Raw genomic sequence first — 17,666 nt, forward strand, 5'->3', positions numbered from 1 at the left:
CCCTTAGAAGGCGGAATTTTCAGTGGAGGTGACAGGGTCGCCATGCAGGGCGGCCTTCATCGTGTGCCAGGCCAGCGTGGCGCATTTCACCCGCATGGGGAATTCGCGCACGCCCGACAGCACGGCCAGCTTGTCGGTCGCATCCTCGTCCAGATTTTCATGGACGCCCTGTTCATCATCATCCTTGGTGCAGACATCATGGAAATACTCAAACAGGGCTTCGGCCTCTGCCGCCGGCTTGCCACGCAGGATTTCCGTCATCAAACTGGCGCTGGCCTGGCTGATGGCGCAGCCCCGCCCGTCAAAGCGCAGATCCTGGATGATGCCGTTCCCATCCACGGTCAGATAGACATTGATCTTGTCGCCGCACATCGGGTTATCGCCGCGCGCGGTGCGGTTATAGCTCTCCGGCTTGCCGAAGTTCCGCGGGTTCTTGCCGTGGTCCAGGATCACTTCCTGGTAAAGGTCGCGCAATTCATCAAACATGGGGGAAGCCCTTACCCAAAAAAGCTTTTTGTCGCCAACACCGCATCCACCAGTGCATCCACCTCCGCCTCCGTATTATAGGCAGCGAAGCTGGCACGGGCGGTGGCACCCACGCCGAACCGGTCCATCAGCGGTTCGGCGCAATGGCGGCCCACCCGCACCGCCACGCCCCGGCTGTCCAGCAGCGTGCCGATATCGTGGGGATGAATGCCATCCATGGTGAAGCTGATGATGGCGGCCTTGTCCGGCGCGGTGCCGATGATGCGCACGCCCTCAATCTCCGACAGCCGGCCGGTGGCATAGGCCAGCAACCTTTGTTCATGGGCGTGGATGGCATCCATGCCCAGGGCCGTCACATAATCGATGGCCGCGCCCAGGCCGATCCCTTCCACGATAGCCGGCGTCCCCGCCTCAAACCGATAGGGGGCCTCGCGGTAGGTGGTGTGGGCGAAACTGACGGTGGAGATCATGTCGCCGCCACCCTGCCAGGGCGGCATGGCGTTCAGATGCTCCATCTTGCCATACAGCACGCCGATGCCGGTGGGGCCGTACAGTTTGTGCCCGGTGAAGACATAGAAATCGGCATCAAGGGCCTGCACATCCACCGGCTGATGCACGGCGGCCTGGCTGCCATCAAACGCCACCGGAATGCCCTTGGCATGGGCCAGTTGGGCGATACGCTTGGCCGGGTTCACCGTGCCCAGCACATTGCTGGCATGGGTGATGGATACCAGCTTTACATTGTCGGTCAGCAACTGGGCATAGGCCGCCATATCCAGCGACCCGTTATCCAGGACCGGCACCACCTTGATTTCAATGCCGATCTGGTCGCGCAGCAACTGCCAGGGCACGATATTGGCGTGATGTTCCATCCAGGAAATCACCACCGCATCGCCGGCCTTCAGGAACCGCCGGCCCCAGCTCTGGGCCAGCAGGTTGAACGCCTCCGTGGCGTTGCGGGTGAAGACGATATTCTCCCGGCTGGGCGCGTTCAGGAAGGCGGCCACCTTGTCGCGCGTGCCCTCATACAGGTCAGTCGAGCGCTGGGAGAGGAAATGCACGCCACGATGCACATTGGCGTAATCGTTCTCCAGCAGGTGCGACATGGCGTCGATCACCTGGCGCGGCTTCTGAGCCGAGGCACCATTATCCAGATAGACCAGCTTCTTGCCGGGCCGGCCTTTGCGTTCATGCACCAGCCGGGTCAGAATCGGGAAATCCTGGCGCACACGCTCCACATCATAGGGCGCATTGCCAAGGCTGGCGGGGGAAAGGGTGGCGGTATCGCTCATAGTGTCGTCCCCAGGGGCCGGCGCAGCCAGTAACGGCCATGGCCCAACAGATAATCTTCAATATGCAGCGCAGGCACGTAGCCCTGGGCCTGGAAGAAGCCCGGATGCTGGAATGTCATCGGGCAGGCGGTGGCCCAGCGACAGCCGGCCTCTGCCGCCGTTGCTTCCGCTGCGGCCAGCAGCCGGCGGCCCAGACCCCGGCGGCGCTGGGCCGGTTCCACCCAGCAATCAACCAGGGTGAAATAGCCATTGTCGACGACGCCCATCACACCGCCCAGCGGGGCACCCGTCGCGTCGCGGGCCATCACCGTCAGTTCGGTGTAAAGCCGGTCAATATGCAGCAGCCAATGGGCATCCAGCCCTTCCTCCACCAGCCGCACATCCTCAGGTGCCGGTGGGGCGGAAACCTCCAGCCGCAGGCCCGGCGGCATGTCGGGGGCGGGGGCCTTCTCGGCCAGCGGCTCTTTGCGGAAATACAGCCGGTCATGCCCGCCGGTGAAATCCGCCATCACGCCCATGGGCACATAGCCCAGGCGCGGATAGAAATCCGGGGCCTGGAACCGCATGGTGTTCACCAGGGCGCGGGTGCAGCCGCGCTTGGCGGCCAGCGCCTCGCCCGTGCGCATCAAGGTGGCGGCCAGCCCGTGGCGGCGCCAGGGCGCATCCACCCACAGCATATGCAGATAGGCATCCTGCCCGCGCAGCCAGCAGACCAGCCCGGCCACGATGCGCCCGGCTTCGTCCTTGATGAACAGGCCCGCATCCTCCCGCCCCACGCCCAGGGCCGCGCGCTCGGCTGCCGACACCCGGTCGTGCAGCCAGCGCAGCGCCGACATATCCGCCGGATGGCGGATTTCCAGCACCAGATCGGCCAGGGAGGTGGGGTGGGCGGCGGCGTTCATCAGGCGCGTTCCGTCCCCATCCAGGCTGCGGCAGCGGCGCGGAAATAGGCGCGGACCTGTTCGTCGATGATCTCGTCCATCGCTTCATCCAGGAAGGCACCGATCAGCATCACGCGCGCCACATCGCGCGGCACGCCACGGGCCCGCAGATAGAACATCTGGTCCTCGTCCAGTTCGCCCGCCGTGGCACCGTGGCTGCACTTCACATCATCGGCATAGATTTCCAGTTCCGGCTTGCTGTTGATTTCCGACGTTTCGGAGAGCAACAGGGCGCGGTTCAACTGATAACCGTCGGTCTTCTGCGCATCGGGGCGGACGATGATCTTACCCTGGAAGACGCCGCGCGCCTTGCCGTCGATCACGCCCTTCACCACCTCGCGGCTGGTGCAATTGGGCATGGCATGGTCGATCAGGGTGGTGATGTCGCTCACCTGATCGCCGCCAATGGCATAGGCACCGGACACCCGCGCCTCAATCTTCTCACCGCCCAGCACCTGCCGCGCCTCGTGCCGGGCCAGACGCGCGCCCAGGTTCAGCACGAACGTGTCATAGGTGCTGGCATCGGCCAGATGGGTGTTCAGCGTGGCAATGTGGAAGGCATCGGTGCCTTCACGCTGGATCTTGTAATGGTGCAGCCGCGCACCCGTACCCACCGCCACATCAGCGGCGATGTTGGACAGGTACGCCGCGCCCGGCTGGCCGGCATGATGTTCCACGATGGTGGCTTCCGCCCCATCTTCCACCAGCACCACCAGACGCGGATGCCAAGCGGCGGCCACACCCGCCGGGGCCAGGAACACCAGTTCCACCGGCTGTTCCAGCTTCACGCCCGCCGGCACATGCAGCAGCGCGCCATCGGCCAGGAAGGCGGCATTCAGCGACCGCATTGGGTGGTCGGCACCGGGGAAGCGGGCCAGCAACCCTTCCATCCGGTCGGCCAGCCCCTGCGGGTCAGCTGCCATCTGCGCCGATAGCGCATCCAGCAGCACGCCATCGGGCAGGCCCTGGGTACGCGACAGGTCAGCCCGGAACTGCCCACCGATGAAGACCAGACGCGGCCCCGCCGCTTCCAGGGCTGTGGGAATGGCATCCACCGGCACGGACCGGGCATCCGGGGCGGGCGACAGGGACAGCTTGTCCAGCCCGCGCAGGTTGGTGAATTTCCACGCCTCGTTCCGGGTGGTGGGCAGGCCCGCCTTGGCGAAACGCTCCATTCCCTCCGCCCGGAAGCAGGCCAGCCAGGGATGCGCCACCGGGGCCAGGGCAGGCTGGGCCTGCTTCACCTGTTCGATGAAGGAAGCGCTCGTGCCCTGGGCGCTATGGGTCGGGGTCAGTTCGCCACTCATCTCTCAAAGCCGCATTTCATAGAAGTTCATGCCCATGCCCGGCACCGGGCTCGCCACATAGGCGAAGCGCTGGAAACCGTGCTTCGGATAGAATTTGGGGGCCTGGCAATCCATCGTTTCCACCCCCGCCCGCGTGCAGCCCATGGCCCGGCCTTCATCCAGCGCGCGGGCCAGCATGTCGAATCCGACACCCGTGCCGCGCAGCCGATCATCCAGCCAGACCATATCGACCATATAGTCACCCTGGGTGGCATAGCAGAGCGCACCGCCCAGCACGGCATGGGTTGCCCGGTCGCGCACCAGCGCTGCCACCAGGGTCAGCGGCTGGGCCAGCATCAGCCGGCGCCGCCGGTCCGTCACGGCCCAGGCATCCCGGCCCAACTGGCGCGACGGCGGTGCGTGCAGGGCGACGGAAAGCCCCTCCGCGCTGGGCGGGCTGTCCGGGTAGATCACCGGCTTTTCCATCACGGTGAAGGGGCGGCCATTGACATGCCCATCCACCTGCTGGCGCACCGTGAAACCATAGGCGCGGTAGGGTGCCGTATCATCATGGGCGCGGATGTAGAATTCCATCCGCACCATGTTGCGCCGCGCCAGTTCCTGTTCCGCCAGCCCCAGCAGCACACCCACGGCCCCCGGATGGTCCACCGCATCGGGCAGGGACCAGACACCCCAGAAACAATAGGCCGTGTCGCCCCAGCCGATCAGCGTCATGCCGGCGGCGGGGGCACCTGTTTCGGGATCACCAATCACCAGCATAAAACGGTTGTGACTGGGCGGCAGACGGGCCGTGTTATAGGCCATCAGGCCGGCAATCACCGGTTCGGCCTCCGGGCTGGAGGCCGTGATATCCCGTTCCAGGCTGATATAGGTGTCGGGGGCGGCCATGGCGTGTCGCTTTTCCTCAGGCTGCCGCGTCGCTGATGCCGAACTCGGCATAGCCCTTGGCTTCCAGCTCCAGCGCCAGTTCCTTGCCGCCGGTCTTCTGGATGCGGCCATTGGCCAGCACATGCACCACGTCGGGCACGATGTAATCCAGCAGGCGCTGATAATGGGTGATGACCAGCATCCCGCGTTCCGGCCCGCGCAGCTTGTTCACGCCCTCAGCCACGATCTTCAGCGCGTCAATATCCAGGCCGCTGTCGGTTTCATCCAGAATCGCGAGCTTCGGCTGAAGCACGGCCATCTGCAGCGCCTCGTTGCGCTTCTTCTCCCCGCCGGAGAAGCCGACATTGACGGCGCGCTTGATCATCTCGTCAGTCATGGAGAGATCCTTGGCCTTGGCCCGGATCAGCTTCAGGAACTGCATGGCATCCAGCGGGGATTCGCCGCGCGTCTTGCGGATGGCGTTCAGCGCTTCCTTCAGGAAGGTGGCATTGGTGACGCCGGGGATTTCCACCGGATACTGGAAGGCCAGGAACAGGCCGGCGGCGGCACGTTCTTCCACTTCCAGGGCCAGCAGATCCTGGCCGTCGAACGTGACGCTGCCTTCGGTGATCTCATAGCCTTCGCGACCGGCCAGCACATAGGACAGCGTGCTTTTGCCCGCCCCGTTGGGCCCCATGATGGCATGGACCTCACCGGCCTTGATGGTCAGATCAACCCCCTTGAGGATCGCCTTGCCATCGACCGAGGCATGAAGATTCTTGATTTCGATCAGGGACATAACGCTGCTCCACACCTAATGTGCTTGAGAGGGGAGAAGAACCTTTCCACCCTCTCTCCCTGCCTCCCACTGATAAGCGGACGGTCAGGCTGTTTACTCATAGCAAGGTCGAACTCAGATCATTCCAGTCAGGATTGGATGCTTCAATCAGGTTGATCTTCCACTGTCTGTTCCATTTCTTGAGCTGTTTATCCCGAAAGATCGCATCATCGATCCGATCAAACAGCTCGTAATAGACCAGCATTTTCACGTCGTACTGCTTGGTGAAACCATCAACCAGACCGTCCCGGTGTTCCCATATCCGCCTGCCGATATCGCTGGTCACGCCTATGTAAAGGGTACCCAGCTTTTGACTGGCGAGGATGTAAACGTAACCGGTCATCACTCCTTATCCGTTCATTCGACCTTCAAATCCGTTTGCCTGGTTCGCACGACCATCGCCTCCCTTCCACCGTCATTCCCGCGAAGGCGGGAATCCATACAACGCCACCGTCAGTGAAGCCGCTCCCTTGCTTGGATTCCCGCCTTCGCGGGAATGACGGTGGGGGGCAGGACGACAGTTGAGAGTAAGAGGTGACGGAGGATTGGGCGAAATGACGGGGCATAACCACCATCACCCCACACTCCCCTCCAGACTGATCGCCACCAGCTTCTGCGCCTCCACGGCGAATTCCATCGGCAGTTCCTTCAGCACTTCCTTGCAGAAGCCATTCACGATCAGCCCGACCGCATCCTCTTCCTTCAGGCCGCGCTGGCGGCAATAGAAAAGCTGGTCTTCGGAAATCTTGGCCGTCGTCGCTTCATGCTCCACCCGCGCCGTGCGGTTCTTGCTTTCAATGTAGGGCACGGTATGCGCCCCGCATTTGTCACCGATCAGCAGGCTGTCGCACTGGGTGAAGTTGCGGGCGTTCTGGGCCTTGGGCAGAATGCGGACCAGGCCGCGATAGGTGTTCTGCGCCTTGCCGGCCGAAATCCCCTTGGAGATGATCGTGGACCGGGTGTTCTTCCCGATATGGATCATCTTCGTGCCGGTATCGGCCTGCTGCATATTGTTGGTGATGGCGACGGAGTAGAACTCGCCCACCGAATTATCGCCCTGCAGAATGCAGCTCGGGTACTTCCAGGTGATGGCCGACCCGGTTTCCACCTGGGTCCAGCTCACCTTGCTGTTCTTGCCCCGGCAGGCGGCGCGCTTGGTGACGAAATTATAGATCCCGCCCTTGCCATTCTCGTCGCCCGGATACCAGTTCTGCACCGTGCTGTACTTGATGGTGGCGTCATCCAGCGCCACCAGTTCCACCACGGCGGCGTGCAACTGGTTCTCGTCCCGCTGCGGGGCGGTGCAGCCCTCCAGGTAGGAGACGTAGGAACCTTCGTCAGCAATGATCAGCGTGCGTTCGAACTGCCCCGTATTCTTCGCATTGATGCGGAAATAGGTCGACAGTTCCATCGGGCTGCGCACGCCCTTGGGGATATAGACGAAGCTGCCATCGGTGAAGACGGCGCAGTTCAGCGTGGCGAAGTAATTATCCGAATAGGGCACAACCGACCCCAGATACTGGCGCACCAGTTCCGGATGGTTCTGCACAGCCTCAGAGATGGAACAGAAGATGATGCCCTTCTCTTCCAGCTTCTTCTTGAAGGTGGTGGCCACCGACACCGAATCGAACACGGCATCCACAGCGATGGAGGGGCTGTCGCCAGCGCCTTCGACACCGGCCAGGATGGCCTGTTCCTTCAGCGGGATGCCCAGCTTCTCATAGGTCTTCAACAACTCAGGATCGACCTCATCCAGCGATTTCGGGCCGGGCGTCGTCTTGGGTGCTGAGTAGTAATAGCTGTCCTGATAATCGATGGGCGGATAGTGCAGCTTGGCCCAATCCGGCTCTTCCATCGTCAGCCAGTGGCGATAGGCCTTCAGCCGCCATTCCAGCAGCCATTCAGGCTCCCCCTTCTTGGCGGAGATGAAGCGAATGACGTCTTCATTCAGGCCCTTGGGCGCGGTTTCCGCCTCAATATCCGTGAAGAAGCCGTACTTATACTTCGCTTCCGCCAGATTGCGGACCTGTTCGATGGTCTGTTCGGTGGCGGCCATGGCCTGAAAGCTCCCCTAAACGATCCGTTCCCGATCAACCAGCCAGCGCCGCCGGCGGGGCCGGGGCGTGGATGAAGTCAATCGTGGACGGTGCGGCCATGTCGGCCAGCGTCACATCCTGAAGCGCGCGGCGGACCGCGCTGTTCACCTTGTCCCACGCACTCTTGCGGGCGCAGAGGCTGAGCACCCCGCACGACCCGCTGCCGCCATCCACGCAATCGGTCAAGGCGATCGGACCCTCGATCGCCTCGATGATATGCACCACATTGATGGCGGTGGGGGCCTTGGCCAGCGTATAGCCGCCCGTGGCCCCGCGATGGGATTGCAGAAGGTCGCCGCGTGCCAGCAGCTTCAACAGCTTCTGGACCGTCGGCATCGGCAAACCCGTGCGGTCGGCCAGCGAGGTGGCGGTATGCAGCGCGCCATCGGCATGCGCCAGCGTGGCCAGGACGACCACGGCATAATCCGTCATTTTGCTGAGCCTCAGCATGGGTTGTTGCGACTCCTTCTCAATTCAGTACCAATCTGGTACTGATTAAGTGAGCCGGTCGGAGGCGATAGTCAAGCCTGTGCCCCCAGGCTGCCGGCACGGGAGGCATGCGCTACCCGAAAGGCAATGATTTGCCAAAAGAAAAAGGGGCGAGCCCGAAGGCCCGCCCCCTGCCATCCTGGTGGGAACGCGAAGGTTACATCACTTCGGATTTCAGGCCCTGGCGGTCGGCTTCCTCTTCCGCCGTCTTCAGGGCGGCATCGGTGCCGGCCTTGGCGGCTTCCTTGGCGACATTGGCGGCCTTTTCGGCGGTGCGGCGACCCTTGGCCAGCGCTTCATCCAGCAGCCCGTCGCGGTATTTGCCCATCCACTCATCCTCGGTGCGGGTGGCGGGCAGGGCAGCACCCACAGCCGCGCCTACAGCCAGCCCCACCAGACCGGCGGAGATCGGGTGCTCGTCCACCATGTCCCAGAAGCTGCGATTGATGCGGGCGGCGCGGCGACGGGCGCGATGGGCGATGGCTTCGCTCTCCGCAACGATGCGGCGATAGCGGCGATGGCCTTCGCTGTCATCTTCGTAATGATAGCCATAGGCACTGTCGCCATAACCGGCATACCGGTCGCTCAGTTCCTGCACCTGACGGGAAGGGCGCATCCGCTTCAACCGGCGGCGGGCTTCCGCGCGCAGTTCGGATGCCTTGTCGGAAATGTCATGGGCGGCCTCATCCAGGCGATGGGTGGCCTTATGCAGCCCTTCCTCCACCCGGTGGGACAGTTCATCATATTTCCGGGACAGGCGGTTGCGGGCGCTGCGCGTGTGGTCATCCGCCCAGTGGGCGGCACGATCATAGGCCTCGGTCTTGCGCGCCGCCGACAGCAGCAGCCAGCCCAGGCCGGCGCCGATCAGGGCCAGCGGCACGCGGTTGTCATGGATCAGGCCGCCAATGCTGCTGCCATTGCCATTGCGGGCATGGCCGTTGGTCACCGCATAGCCTTCATCTTCAGGGAAGCGGCTTTGCGACAGCGGATCGCGATAATCCAGCGTATCGCTGTCGGGTTGCGGGGCCGTCCCGGCGGCGCCGGGGCCCTTTGTCGTGCCATAGTCGTTGCTATAGGTCATGATTATCTCCTCGGGATCGGGCCTGTATCGGGCCTTTGGCTGAAGAAGCCGGTCAGCAAAAACGGATTCAGCGCGGTGAAAGCGTGTCGGCCACCTCGCGCACATCGGTGCGCAGGTTCGCCAGCGTCCGGCGCGGCGGTTCCATCACGGGGCGCAGCTTGGCCTTTCCGGCCAGCAGCAGTGCCAGCCCGATCAGGCCGACCACCACCCCGATGATCAGCGCCGCCATCCAGGGCGCCATCACGTGCGACAGGCCAAGCGTGGCCGATGCCAGCAACAGCAGCAGCCCGCAGAACAGAATGGCGCCACCGACCAGCATCTGCCCGATGCCCCGGCCGGCCGCGTTGGCCCGTTCCGCCAGTTCCGCCTTGGCCAGTTCCACTTCCTTGCTGACCAGCGCCGTCATGGAGGCGGCAAGGTCCGCCAGCAGGCTGGTGATTGACCGTTCCGGGGGTGGGGCGGACTGGGCGCCGCCGGGCTCTTCTGCCAGGCTCATGGGATGATCTGCGGGTTAAGGCCCGGGGGGGTCGGGCGCGGGTCCAGACCGGTGGGGCCGGTGGGGGCAGTAGCCGGGCTTGCGGCTGTGCCCATCGCGACTTCAGGGGGTAAATCCATTTCTGATGTGGTGTAGCTGCCGCCGCGCACCGCAACGTCGATATCGCCGGCCATGCGGCGGCGGTTGCTGGTGGAGCGCAGGAAGCGGCCCAGCGCAATGCCGGCCAGCAGGGCGCCGCCGACAAACAGCTCCGGTTGGCGGCGGGCCAGCCCTTCAGCCTGCCCAACCAGATCATCCAGGCCGCGTTCGCGCACCTGATCGGCAAACTGGGCGGCCTTGTCGGCGGCCCCGCGCACATATTTGGCGGTCCCCAGACCCTGGTCCTCGGCGCTCAGCCGTTCGGCCGCATCGCGCAGCGCATCGGCCACGCCGGCAATCTGGTCGGCGGCACGGTGCTGCTGCTTCTCAAAACTGCCACGCACACGTTCCCGCGCGGCATCGACCATCTTTGCGCCGACATCGCGCACCTGCTCGCCCAGCTTATCGTTGGGGGTCGCCTCTTCGAACCGTTCCGGCATCGGGCCCTCCTCGCCATGATGGTGGGCCGCCCGGCCAGATGGCACGGGCGGGTTGCTGTCTGGTGAAACGTTGGCAAGGCCCGGTCGTTCCCAGCCGCGATAAATGCCAAGCTATGAGGTGACCGGGACGCTGGCGCCGCTGGTCATGCCCTGGCCTGGGTTGACCGGTCCGGCAAAGGGGCGCACCATTTTCCTCATGCGGCGGACAGGACGGCATCCGGTTCCGCCCAGGGCCGACTGGCTTTCCCACCCAATGGCGGGACGGCCAGCCGGATGATCGGCCGGATATAGTGTGGCGAAGCCGCCGCCTTTGTGCGGTTCAACAGGGCTTGCGCCCATCCGGCTGAGGCCGAAAAGGCCATGCCACGAAACGGCGGGTCATCCCTGGTGGATGATCCGCCGTTTTCATATTCCCTTCCCTTCAGCTTCCCTTCCCTTCAGCGCCTGCTGCCCCGTCCTCATCTTCGGGATTACCTCCTGCTGATCTGCATCGGGGGCAAAAGGCCGGAAGGGCGCAATCTTTCGGGTAGATGCCCAAGCTCGCCACTTTTTCGTCCCATCTGCGCCATTGCAATCATGGATCAGGTCCGATCTGGCGCCTCGCTTGTTACAGGCAGGTGCCATGCCGGCCGGCACATATGGGGGCCGGAACTGGGCAACCGGATGGCCCCTGTGCCTGATGATGGGTGCCCGAGCTAATGGGAGATGGCGGACTTTGTCCTTTGAGCTGTGCCGAGGTGGATGGGTGAAAAGTGGATGGTGGCGCGTAACCGCGCTGGCCGTGCTGCTGCTGCCTGCCGCCTGTGCGGATAAACCGTCGGCCCCGGCGCCGAAACCCACGGCCCCGCCCCCCCTGGCCCTGGTGGCGCCGCCACCCCCGCCGCCGCCCACCCCGGTGCCGTCGCGCAAGCCCAAGGTGCCGGCAGCCACCGCCACCCCCGCCGCCATTCGCCCGCCAGCCCCCTTGCCGGCGGCACCCCCGACGGGGCCAGCGCCCTTGGTGGATCGCTTCAACCCGGAAAAGCTGATCGGCCTGTCCGCGGATGAGACCGAAAGCCTGCTGGGCCGCCCGACGCGGGTGGAGGAAATGCCGCCAGGTCGCACCTGGCAATATGCGAAGGGTGACTGCGTTCTGCGCATCCACATGTTCATGGAAATGACGACACGCAGCTTCCGCACCCTGTCCTACGAACTCAACAGCACGGGAGTAAGCCCCGATGTCGATCAGCAATGCCGAGACTGGCTGGACGTCCAAGTCGCCCACCCGACCGGGCAGGGAGGCTGACGCCATGGCCGAGAACCCGATCGCGCGCGTAGCGCTTGTCGATGATGATGATCTGTTCCGGGAAAGCCTGGGCCTGAACCTGACGGATGAAGGCTATGAGGTGATGCCCTTCGACCGGGGCCATGCGGCGCTGGATTATTTCAGCAATGGTGGTACCGCCGACCTGATCCTGATGGATTGGCGCATGCCGCGCATGGACGGGATTGAAACCCTGCGCCAGCTTCGCGCACGCGGGATTGATATCCCCGTCATCTTCCTGACCGTCCTGTCCGACCAGATCTATGAGGAGACGGCGCTGGGCGGCGGGGCCGTGGATTTTGTCGAAAAATCCCGTTCCCTGCCGATCCTGTTGAAGCGGATGCAACTGATCGTCCAGGGCCGCAAGCCCGGCCCCGATGATGGCACGGCTACGGTTGGCGGCGATATTGGTGCCGATAATGGTGCTGCGGCGGGCCAGACCTACCGGCGCGGGCCGTTGGAACTGCGCCTGGATGTGGCGCGCGCCTTCTGGAGTGGCAACCGGATTGAACTGACCCTGACCGAGTTCAATATCGTGCGCCTGATGGCCACCCGCGCCGGTGAGGATGTCTCCTACCGCGACCTGTATGATCTGGTGCATGGCAAGGATTTCGTCGCCGGCTATGGCCCGGCGGGCTATCGCGCCAATGTCCGCGCCTTCATCAAGCGCATCCGGCACAAGTTCCGCGCCGTCGATACGGATTTTGACGAGATCGGCAATTATCCCGGCTTCGGCTATCGCTGGTCGGACCGTCATGAAGGCGAAATGGTGGGCGAGGCGGCGGCAGCCGCAAGGTGAGGCCGGAATCGGGGAGAGACGGCATGGCTTCACGCCCGGAGCGTGGTGCGGCGCCGGACACGCGCTGGCGCTGGCATTGGTTGTGGCGGTCGCTGGCGTCGCGGCTGGTGCTGGCCCTGCTGGTCTTTCTGACCGTGCCGATCCTGCTTTATGAGCAGTTCCGGGTGGCGGATGCGGAAAAGCAGGTCTTGCTGTTGCGCAGCGCCCAGCAACAGGGCCAGCTTGTCGCCCGCGCGCTGGAGCCTGTGCTGGCCACCCTGGAGAAGCGCGACCTGACCCGGCTGGGCGAGAGGCTGGAACCGTTTGCCGATGCCAATACCTCGGTACGTCTGCTGCTGAGCCCGGCAATGCCGGCGGCGGCGGCCTCCACCGGGCTGCCGGACGGGGAGGGGTTCTTTTATGTTGCCTCTGCCCCGGTGGTGCCCACGGCCCTGCTGGACATTGAACGTCAGCGCCTGATTGAACAGGGGATTCTAGGCAATCTGGCCGGCAGTTGCGCCGGCAACATGCCTCTGGCGATCCCGGTACAGCAGGCCAGCGGCGGCACCGAACTGCTGACTTCCATCACCCCGATCCGTACTTCCATGGGCTGCTGGGCCGTCATCACCTCCCACCGTGCCGCAGCCTATCTGGGCGCTGGTGCTGGCCGGCCCTATTGGCAGACGCCGGAGGTGCAGGCGGCGGCCCTGGTCTATCTCGCCATGGCCGCGCTGATCATGCTGCTGCTGGTGGAAATCTGGCGCAATCTGCGCCGGTTTGGCGCCGTTGCCCGCGCCATCGTGCAGAAAAGCGGCCCCACCGACAGTTTCGCCGCACAGAACCGGGTGCCGGAACTGGCGCCGGTGGCGGAGGATTTCGATCGGCTGGTCGCCACCCTGCATTCCAGCGCCGCCAATCTCCGCCGCGCGGCAGAAGATAATGCCCACGCCTTCAAGACCCCCATCGCCGTTATCCGTCAGTCGCTGGAGCCGTTGAAAAAGCTGGTACCACCCCAGGAGAGCCGGGGCCGGCGGGCGCTGGACCTGATCGAAGGATCGGTGGAAAAGCTGGACGGCCTCGTCTCCTTCGCGCGGCGGATGGATGAGACGACGGCCGATCTGCTGGAGCCGCCCCGTCAGCGCATCGACCTGTCCGCCTTGCTGAACCGCGTGCTTCAGGGCTATCGCGGGCTGGTGGAACAGCGTGATGTCCAGCTTTCCACCCGCGTCGATCCGGGGATTGAGGTGCGGGCGGGGGAGGAACTGCTGGAAACGGTGATCGAGAATATCATCGACAATGCGCTGTCCTTCTCTCCCCCGGACAGCACGCTGCGCATCATCCTGCAACGCCGGGAAAAAGGGGTCGATCTGGTGGTGGAGGATCAGGGGCCGGGTGTGGACCCCTCCAACCTGGACCGCATCTTCGAACGCTATTTCTCCCAACGGCCGGGCGATGCGGCAGAGACCCTGGACGAGGATGGCATGCCGCATTACGGCATCGGCCTCTGGATCGTCCGCCGCAATGTGGAGGCCGTGGGCGGCCGGGTGACCGCCGTCAATCGGGCAGGCGGCGGCCTGTCGTTGCGCGTGTCGCTGCCGGTGGCAGGGTAGGGCAGGGGCGCCTTACCCCCGCCGGAACAGGCCCACCAGTTCCAGATGCGAACTCCACAGGAACTGGTCCACCGGCCAGATTTCCGTCAGCCTGTAGCCGCCGGCGACCAGAATAGCGCCGTCGCGGGCGAAGCTGGCCGGGTTGCAGGAAACGGCAATAACTGTAGGGACGGTGGATCTGGCCAATTCCTCCACCTGGGCCTGGGCGCCGGCGCGGGGCGGATCGAAGATCACGGCCTGGAACGGGTTCAGGTCATAGGGCGGCAGCGGGTCGCGGAACAGGTCGCGCTTTTCCACACTGACCTGCCCCCCGGCCACACGCGCGCCGGCCTGCAAAGCGGCCACGGCGTCGGGGTCGCCTTCCACCGCATGGATGCGGGCCTTTTTGGAGGCCGGGAAGGTGAAGGTACCGCTGCCGGCGAACAGGTCGGCGACATCGGTCGCCCCCTCAATCCCCAGCAGGGCGGCGGCAATCAGCGCCCCTTCGCCGGCGGCACTGGCCTGCAGGAAGGTGCCGGGGGCGGGCGACAGCGTAACAGGGCCAAAGGTGATGGTGCCGCGACGGCGCATGGCGATCGGTTCCGCCGGCTGGCCGGGGCGGGGGCGCCAGCACAGACGCGCCAGATCGGCCTCCTCGGCAAAGGCGGCCAGGGTTTCCAGCACCCGCAGGTCGGGTTCCGGCAGCCCTTCCAGCACCATATCCACCCCATCTTCCAACAGGGTCAGGGCGACATCGACCTGCTGGCCATCGGCCAGGATCTGGCCCAGAACCGTGCGCAGGGGCCCCAGCAATGCCACCAGCGGCGGGGCCAGCACGGCACATTCCGCGAGATCGACCAGACGGTGGGAATGGCGCTCATTGAAACCGACCCAGGTGCGCCGCCCGCGCTGGGCGGCCACCAGCGTGGCGCGACGCCGCCCACCGGCAGGCGTGCGGGCCATCGGGTGCATCACCACATCCGGCCCCAGCAGACCTGCCCGGTCCAGGATGCCTTTCAGCATATCCAGCTTCCACGCCGTATAGGTGGCCTCATCCATATGTTGGGTGGCGCAGCCGCCGCAGGTGCCGAAATGGCGGCAGGCGGGATCGGTACGGCCCGGCCCTTCCGCCAGCAGGCTGACTGGCACACCTTCCCAGCCATCGGCACGCCCCTCGCCAAATTTCACCATCAGCCGGTCGCCCGGCAGGGTCTGAGGCACGAACAGCCGGTGCCCCTGCCATTCCCCCAACCCGTCGCCCCGGCCGCCGACACGGGTGATCTCCACCTCCACCGGGCCATGAGTCGGCGGCTCCATTTTGGGCCGCTGGGCAGGCCGGCTGTGGGGACGGCCCTTGTGCTGTTTACGGGGAGCGGCCATGGGCATGTCCTTCATTCCGGTTTCGATATGATCATGAAACGAGTCTCAGATCGGTGTGCTTATTAATTCCGGTTACGGAATGATAAGGCTCCTGCCTGCTCAGCGGGGGTAGTGACCTGCTGAACGGGCTATTCCGGTCTGTCGACTCCTAATTTTCTGTGCGATGGCATAGGGGGTGCCTGCGCTTTTGGCAAGCCGGGCGCCGGAAACGGTGCTAGAAGGGCCTTTGTATCGACGTACCATCCTATGGAGGATGGGCGCCGGTATCACCGGCAATCTCTACTCCCGGAAGGGTTTCCGTCATGTCCGAACCGACCAACACCAGCGCCGCCGAGCAGCTTTTCGACAAGGCGCTCGATATGGCCGAGAAGCATCTTGAAGCGGCCATGAAGGAAGGTGGTGCACTTTCCGGCTATGTCGCCATCGCCATGATCGAAGCGGCTGTCAATCAGGCCGTGGAAGAAACCAGCCACACCGACGTGGCTGACATGCTGCGCGATCTGGCTGATCAGATCGAAGCCGACGCCGAGGAAGGCGACGAGGAGGAGTGATCCCCTCGCCAACCGGCCCTTCCCCAGGGGCCGGTCTGCTGCCGGCATAGGCTGTCCAGCACCCCGCCCGCCCTCTGGCTGGCGGGGTGTTGTTTTTTAGCGCCCCGCCGCTTCCATGGCGGCGCGGTATGTCGCGACATAATGGCGGGCCGATGCTGCCCAGGAGACATCGCGTCCCATGGCATTGCGCTGCACCTGCCGCCAAAGCTCGGTCCGGCGATGCAGGTTCAAGGCCCGGTCAGTGGCGGCCAGCAGCGCCGGCACCGTAACAGGGGCGAAGGTGAAGCCGGTGGCGGTGCCGTCGGCCAGACTGTCTTCCGTCACATCGGTCACCGTATCGGCCAGCCCGCCGACACGGGCCACCAGGGGCAGGCTGCCATAGCGCAGCGCATACATCTGGGTCAGGCCGCACGGTTCAAACCGCGACGGCACCATCAGCACATCCACCCCGGCCTGCAACCGGTGGGACAGGGCCTCGTCATAGCCCAGCACCAGCCCGACCCGGCCGGGGAAGCGCCGCGCGGCCCCGGCCAGCGCCTGCTCCAGCGCGGCGCTGCCGGTGCCAAGCACGGCGACCTGGGCGCCCTTTTCCACCAGATGGGGCAGGGCCTCCACGACCAGATCAATGCCCTTCTGGTCCGTCAGCCGGCTGACAATGCCGAACAGCGGTGCATGGATATCCGGGGTCAGGCCAAAGGCGCGCTGCAATTCCGCCTTGTTGGGGGTCTTGGCCTCCAGGTTCGTACCATCATAATGCGACACGATATGCGGGTCGCCGGCACTGTCCCAGGAATCCGTATCGATCCCGTTCAAAATGCCTTCCAGCACGGCGGCGCGGGCCCGCAGCAGCCCATCCAGGCCGAAGCCCATCGTCTCCCCCTGGATTTCCGTCGCATAGGTGGGGCTGACGGTGGTGAGGCGGTCGGAATAGACCAGCCCCGCCTTCAGGAAGCCGACACGGGAATGGAACTCCAGCCCGTTGGGCGTATAGGCATCCCAGGGCAGGCCCAGTTGCGGCAGCACATCGGGCGGGAACAGGCCCTGAAAGGCCATGTTATGGATGGTGAAAACGGTGCCGGGCCGCTTGGCCCCGCCATAGGGCCACATCGGATGCACCAGATGGGCGGCGGCCAGTCCGGCCTGCCAGTCATGGCCATGCACCACATCCGGCACCCAGGCCCCGCGGCCCCGTGCGCCGTCACCATCCAGCCCGATCAGGGCGGCGGTGCGTCCCAGGGCGGCAAAGCGCAGATGGTTGTCGCTCCAATCCTTGCCGTCCGGCCCCAGATAGGGGTTGCCCTTGCGACCGAAGAAGGACGGTACGTCCAGCGCATAGACAGGGGCGCCATCCACGCCACGCCCCACCAGCAGCCGCGCCGGCGCCTGAGAGGCGAGACCGGGCAGGCCGCGCAGATCGCGCAGCACCTTCACCCCCTCCAGCCGTTCCAGCACGCCGGGATAACCCGGCAACAGCAACCGCACATCCACCTGTTCCGCCCGCAGGGCGGCGGGCAGGGCGCCGGCCACGTCGCCCAGGCCCCCGGTCTTGACATAGGGCAGGCATTCCGACGTCACGAACAATACGCGCATGATC

Annotated in this window: 18 protein-coding genes; 4 read left to right on the forward strand and 14 right to left on the reverse strand. The window is 64.8% G+C overall.

Annotation, left to right across the window (positions count from 1 at the left end; translation table 11 throughout):
* Positions 1 to 3: 3 nt before the first annotated feature.
* From sufU to G473_RS29370, 12 genes are all read right to left on the reverse strand, one after another.
* Positions 4 to 486: a Fe-S cluster assembly sulfur transfer protein SufU gene (gene sufU / locus G473_RS0114150; RefSeq protein WP_029013641.1), complete on the reverse strand. Its 483-nt coding sequence runs from the start codon at positions 484 to 486 to the stop codon at positions 4 to 6.
* An 11-nt stretch (positions 487 to 497) separates the two neighbouring features.
* Positions 498 to 1,778, reverse strand: coding sequence for an aminotransferase class V-fold PLP-dependent enzyme (locus G473_RS0114155; RefSeq protein ID WP_029013642.1), 1,281 nt, complete (start codon positions 1,776 to 1,778; stop codon positions 498 to 500).
* On the reverse strand, positions 1,775 to 2,680 hold the full coding sequence (locus G473_RS29360) for a GNAT family N-acetyltransferase (RefSeq protein ID WP_051330297.1): 906 nt from the start codon (positions 2,678 to 2,680) through the stop codon (positions 1,775 to 1,777). The genes G473_RS0114155 and G473_RS29360 overlap by 4 nt, the downstream gene beginning before the upstream one ends.
* On the reverse strand, positions 2,680 to 4,026 hold the full coding sequence (gene sufD, locus G473_RS0114170; RefSeq protein ID WP_029013643.1) for a Fe-S cluster assembly protein SufD: 1,347 nt from the start codon (positions 4,024 to 4,026) through the stop codon (positions 2,680 to 2,682). Before sufD ends, G473_RS29360 begins: the two co-directional genes overlap by 1 nt.
* Before the next feature lie 3 nt (positions 4,027 to 4,029).
* Positions 4,030 to 4,914, reverse strand: coding sequence for a GNAT family N-acetyltransferase (locus G473_RS29365; RefSeq protein WP_051330298.1), 885 nt, complete (start codon positions 4,912 to 4,914; stop codon positions 4,030 to 4,032).
* 16 nt (positions 4,915 to 4,930) lie between these two features.
* Positions 4,931 to 5,692 carry a Fe-S cluster assembly ATPase SufC gene (sufC, locus tag G473_RS0114180; RefSeq protein ID WP_425411579.1) on the reverse strand — a complete coding sequence of 254 codons (762 nt, stop codon included), beginning with the start codon at positions 5,690 to 5,692 and terminating at the stop codon, positions 4,931 to 4,933.
* Positions 5,693 to 5,789: 97 nt separating this feature from the next.
* Positions 5,790 to 6,074, reverse strand: coding sequence for a GIY-YIG nuclease family protein (locus tag G473_RS0114185; RefSeq protein WP_029013646.1), 285 nt, complete (start codon positions 6,072 to 6,074; stop codon positions 5,790 to 5,792).
* A gap of 231 nt (positions 6,075 to 6,305) precedes the next feature.
* Complete coding sequence (gene sufB / locus G473_RS0114190) at positions 6,306 to 7,787, reverse strand: Fe-S cluster assembly protein SufB (protein WP_029013647.1); 1,482 nt, start codon at positions 7,785 to 7,787, stop codon at positions 6,306 to 6,308.
* A 34-nt stretch (positions 7,788 to 7,821) separates the two neighbouring features.
* Entirely contained in the window at positions 7,822 to 8,277 is a 456-nt protein-coding gene (locus G473_RS0114195) for an SUF system Fe-S cluster assembly regulator (protein WP_029013648.1), read from the reverse strand.
* Positions 8,278 to 8,473: 196 nt separating this feature from the next.
* A complete protein-coding gene (locus tag G473_RS0114200) occupies positions 8,474 to 9,397 on the reverse strand; it encodes a YtxH domain-containing protein (RefSeq protein WP_029013649.1) in 924 nt (307 codons plus the stop codon).
* A 67-nt stretch (positions 9,398 to 9,464) separates the two neighbouring features.
* Positions 9,465 to 9,893, reverse strand: a complete 429-nt coding sequence (locus G473_RS0114205) for a phage holin family protein (RefSeq protein ID WP_029013650.1) — start codon at positions 9,891 to 9,893, stop codon at positions 9,465 to 9,467.
* Complete coding sequence (locus G473_RS29370; protein WP_029013651.1) at positions 9,890 to 10,471, reverse strand: hypothetical protein; 582 nt, start codon at positions 10,469 to 10,471, stop codon at positions 9,890 to 9,892. The genes G473_RS0114205 and G473_RS29370 overlap by 4 nt, the downstream gene beginning before the upstream one ends.
* 745 nt (positions 10,472 to 11,216) lie before the next feature.
* On the opposite strand from G473_RS29370, the gene G473_RS29375 reads away from it, so the two are divergent.
* Genes G473_RS29375 through G473_RS0114230 form a run of 3 tightly spaced genes read left to right on the forward strand, consistent with a single transcriptional unit; the run spans position 11,217 to position 14,162 of the window.
* Positions 11,217 to 11,756 carry a hypothetical protein gene (locus G473_RS29375; RefSeq protein ID WP_154667414.1) on the forward strand — a complete coding sequence of 180 codons (540 nt, stop codon included), beginning with the start codon at positions 11,217 to 11,219 and terminating at the stop codon, positions 11,754 to 11,756.
* Between the two features lie 4 nt (positions 11,757 to 11,760).
* Positions 11,761 to 12,573: a response regulator transcription factor gene (locus tag G473_RS27000; protein ID WP_035707388.1), complete on the forward strand. Its 813-nt coding sequence runs from the start codon at positions 11,761 to 11,763 to the stop codon at positions 12,571 to 12,573.
* A 23-nt stretch (positions 12,574 to 12,596) separates the two neighbouring features.
* A complete protein-coding gene (locus G473_RS0114230; protein ID WP_029013652.1) occupies positions 12,597 to 14,162 on the forward strand; it encodes a sensor histidine kinase in 1,566 nt (521 codons plus the stop codon).
* 12 nt (positions 14,163 to 14,174) lie between these two features.
* Here G473_RS0114230 and G473_RS0114235 read toward each other — a convergent pair whose 3' ends face one another.
* Positions 14,175 to 15,521: a class I SAM-dependent RNA methyltransferase gene (locus G473_RS0114235; RefSeq protein WP_154667415.1), complete on the reverse strand. Its 1,347-nt coding sequence runs from the start codon at positions 15,519 to 15,521 to the stop codon at positions 14,175 to 14,177.
* Positions 15,522 to 15,823: 302 nt separating this feature from the next.
* Here G473_RS0114235 and G473_RS0114240 point away from each other — a divergent pair, with 302 nt between their 5' ends.
* Positions 15,824 to 16,072 (forward strand): hypothetical protein, encoded by a 249-nt coding sequence (locus G473_RS0114240; RefSeq protein ID WP_029013654.1) that lies wholly within the window; start codon positions 15,824 to 15,826, stop codon positions 16,070 to 16,072.
* Between the two features lie 96 nt (positions 16,073 to 16,168).
* On the opposite strand, the gene glgA is transcribed toward G473_RS0114240, so the two are convergent.
* A complete protein-coding gene (gene glgA / locus G473_RS0114245) occupies positions 16,169 to 17,662 on the reverse strand; it encodes a glycogen synthase GlgA (protein WP_029013655.1) in 1,494 nt (497 codons plus the stop codon).
* Positions 17,663 to 17,666 lie beyond the last annotated feature (4 nt).

The sequence above is a fragment of the Niveispirillum irakense DSM 11586 genome (assembly GCF_000429645.1).
GTDB classification, from domain to species: Bacteria; Pseudomonadota; Alphaproteobacteria; order Azospirillales; family Azospirillaceae; genus Niveispirillum; species Niveispirillum irakense.

Excerpts from the sequence above, each read along its gene's own strand:
- sufB (WP_029013647.1), bottom strand. The coding sequence starts at position 7,787 with ATGGCCGCCACCGAACAGACCATCGAACAGGTCCGCAATCTGGCGGAA.
- G473_RS0114240 (WP_029013654.1), top strand. The coding sequence starts at position 15,824 with ATGTCCGAACCGACCAACACCAGCGCCGCCGAGCAGCTTTTCGACAAG.
- glgA (WP_029013655.1), bottom strand. The coding sequence starts at position 17,662 with ATGCGCGTATTGTTCGTGACGTCGGAATGCCTGCCCTATGTCAAGACC.
- G473_RS0114200 (WP_029013649.1), bottom strand. The coding sequence starts at position 9,397 with ATGACCTATAGCAACGACTATGGCACGACAAAGGGCCCCGGCGCCGCC.
- sufU (WP_029013641.1), bottom strand. The coding sequence starts at position 486 with ATGTTTGATGAATTGCGCGACCTTTACCAGGAAGTGATCCTGGACCAC.
- G473_RS27000 (WP_035707388.1), top strand. The coding sequence starts at position 11,761 with ATGGCCGAGAACCCGATCGCGCGCGTAGCGCTTGTCGATGATGATGAT.
- G473_RS0114195 (WP_029013648.1), bottom strand. The coding sequence starts at position 8,277 with ATGCTGAGGCTCAGCAAAATGACGGATTATGCCGTGGTCGTCCTGGCC.
- G473_RS0114230 (WP_029013652.1), top strand. The coding sequence starts at position 12,597 with ATGGCTTCACGCCCGGAGCGTGGTGCGGCGCCGGACACGCGCTGGCGC.
- G473_RS0114205 (WP_029013650.1), bottom strand. The coding sequence starts at position 9,893 with ATGAGCCTGGCAGAAGAGCCCGGCGGCGCCCAGTCCGCCCCACCCCCG.
- G473_RS0114155 (WP_029013642.1), bottom strand. The coding sequence starts at position 1,778 with ATGAGCGATACCGCCACCCTTTCCCCCGCCAGCCTTGGCAATGCGCCC.
- G473_RS29370 (WP_029013651.1), bottom strand. The coding sequence starts at position 10,471 with ATGCCGGAACGGTTCGAAGAGGCGACCCCCAACGATAAGCTGGGCGAG.
- G473_RS29365 (WP_051330298.1), bottom strand. The coding sequence starts at position 4,914 with ATGGCCGCCCCCGACACCTATATCAGCCTGGAACGGGATATCACGGCC.
- sufD (WP_029013643.1), bottom strand. The coding sequence starts at position 4,026 with ATGAGTGGCGAACTGACCCCGACCCATAGCGCCCAGGGCACGAGCGCT.
- G473_RS0114185 (WP_029013646.1), bottom strand. The coding sequence starts at position 6,074 with ATGACCGGTTACGTTTACATCCTCGCCAGTCAAAAGCTGGGTACCCTT.
- G473_RS0114235 (WP_154667415.1), bottom strand. The coding sequence starts at position 15,521 with ATGGCCGCTCCCCGTAAACAGCACAAGGGCCGTCCCCACAGCCGGCCT.
- sufC (WP_425411579.1), bottom strand. The coding sequence starts at position 5,692 with ATGTCCCTGATCGAAATCAAGAATCTTCATGCCTCGGTCGATGGCAAG.
- G473_RS29360 (WP_051330297.1), bottom strand. The coding sequence starts at position 2,680 with ATGAACGCCGCCGCCCACCCCACCTCCCTGGCCGATCTGGTGCTGGAA.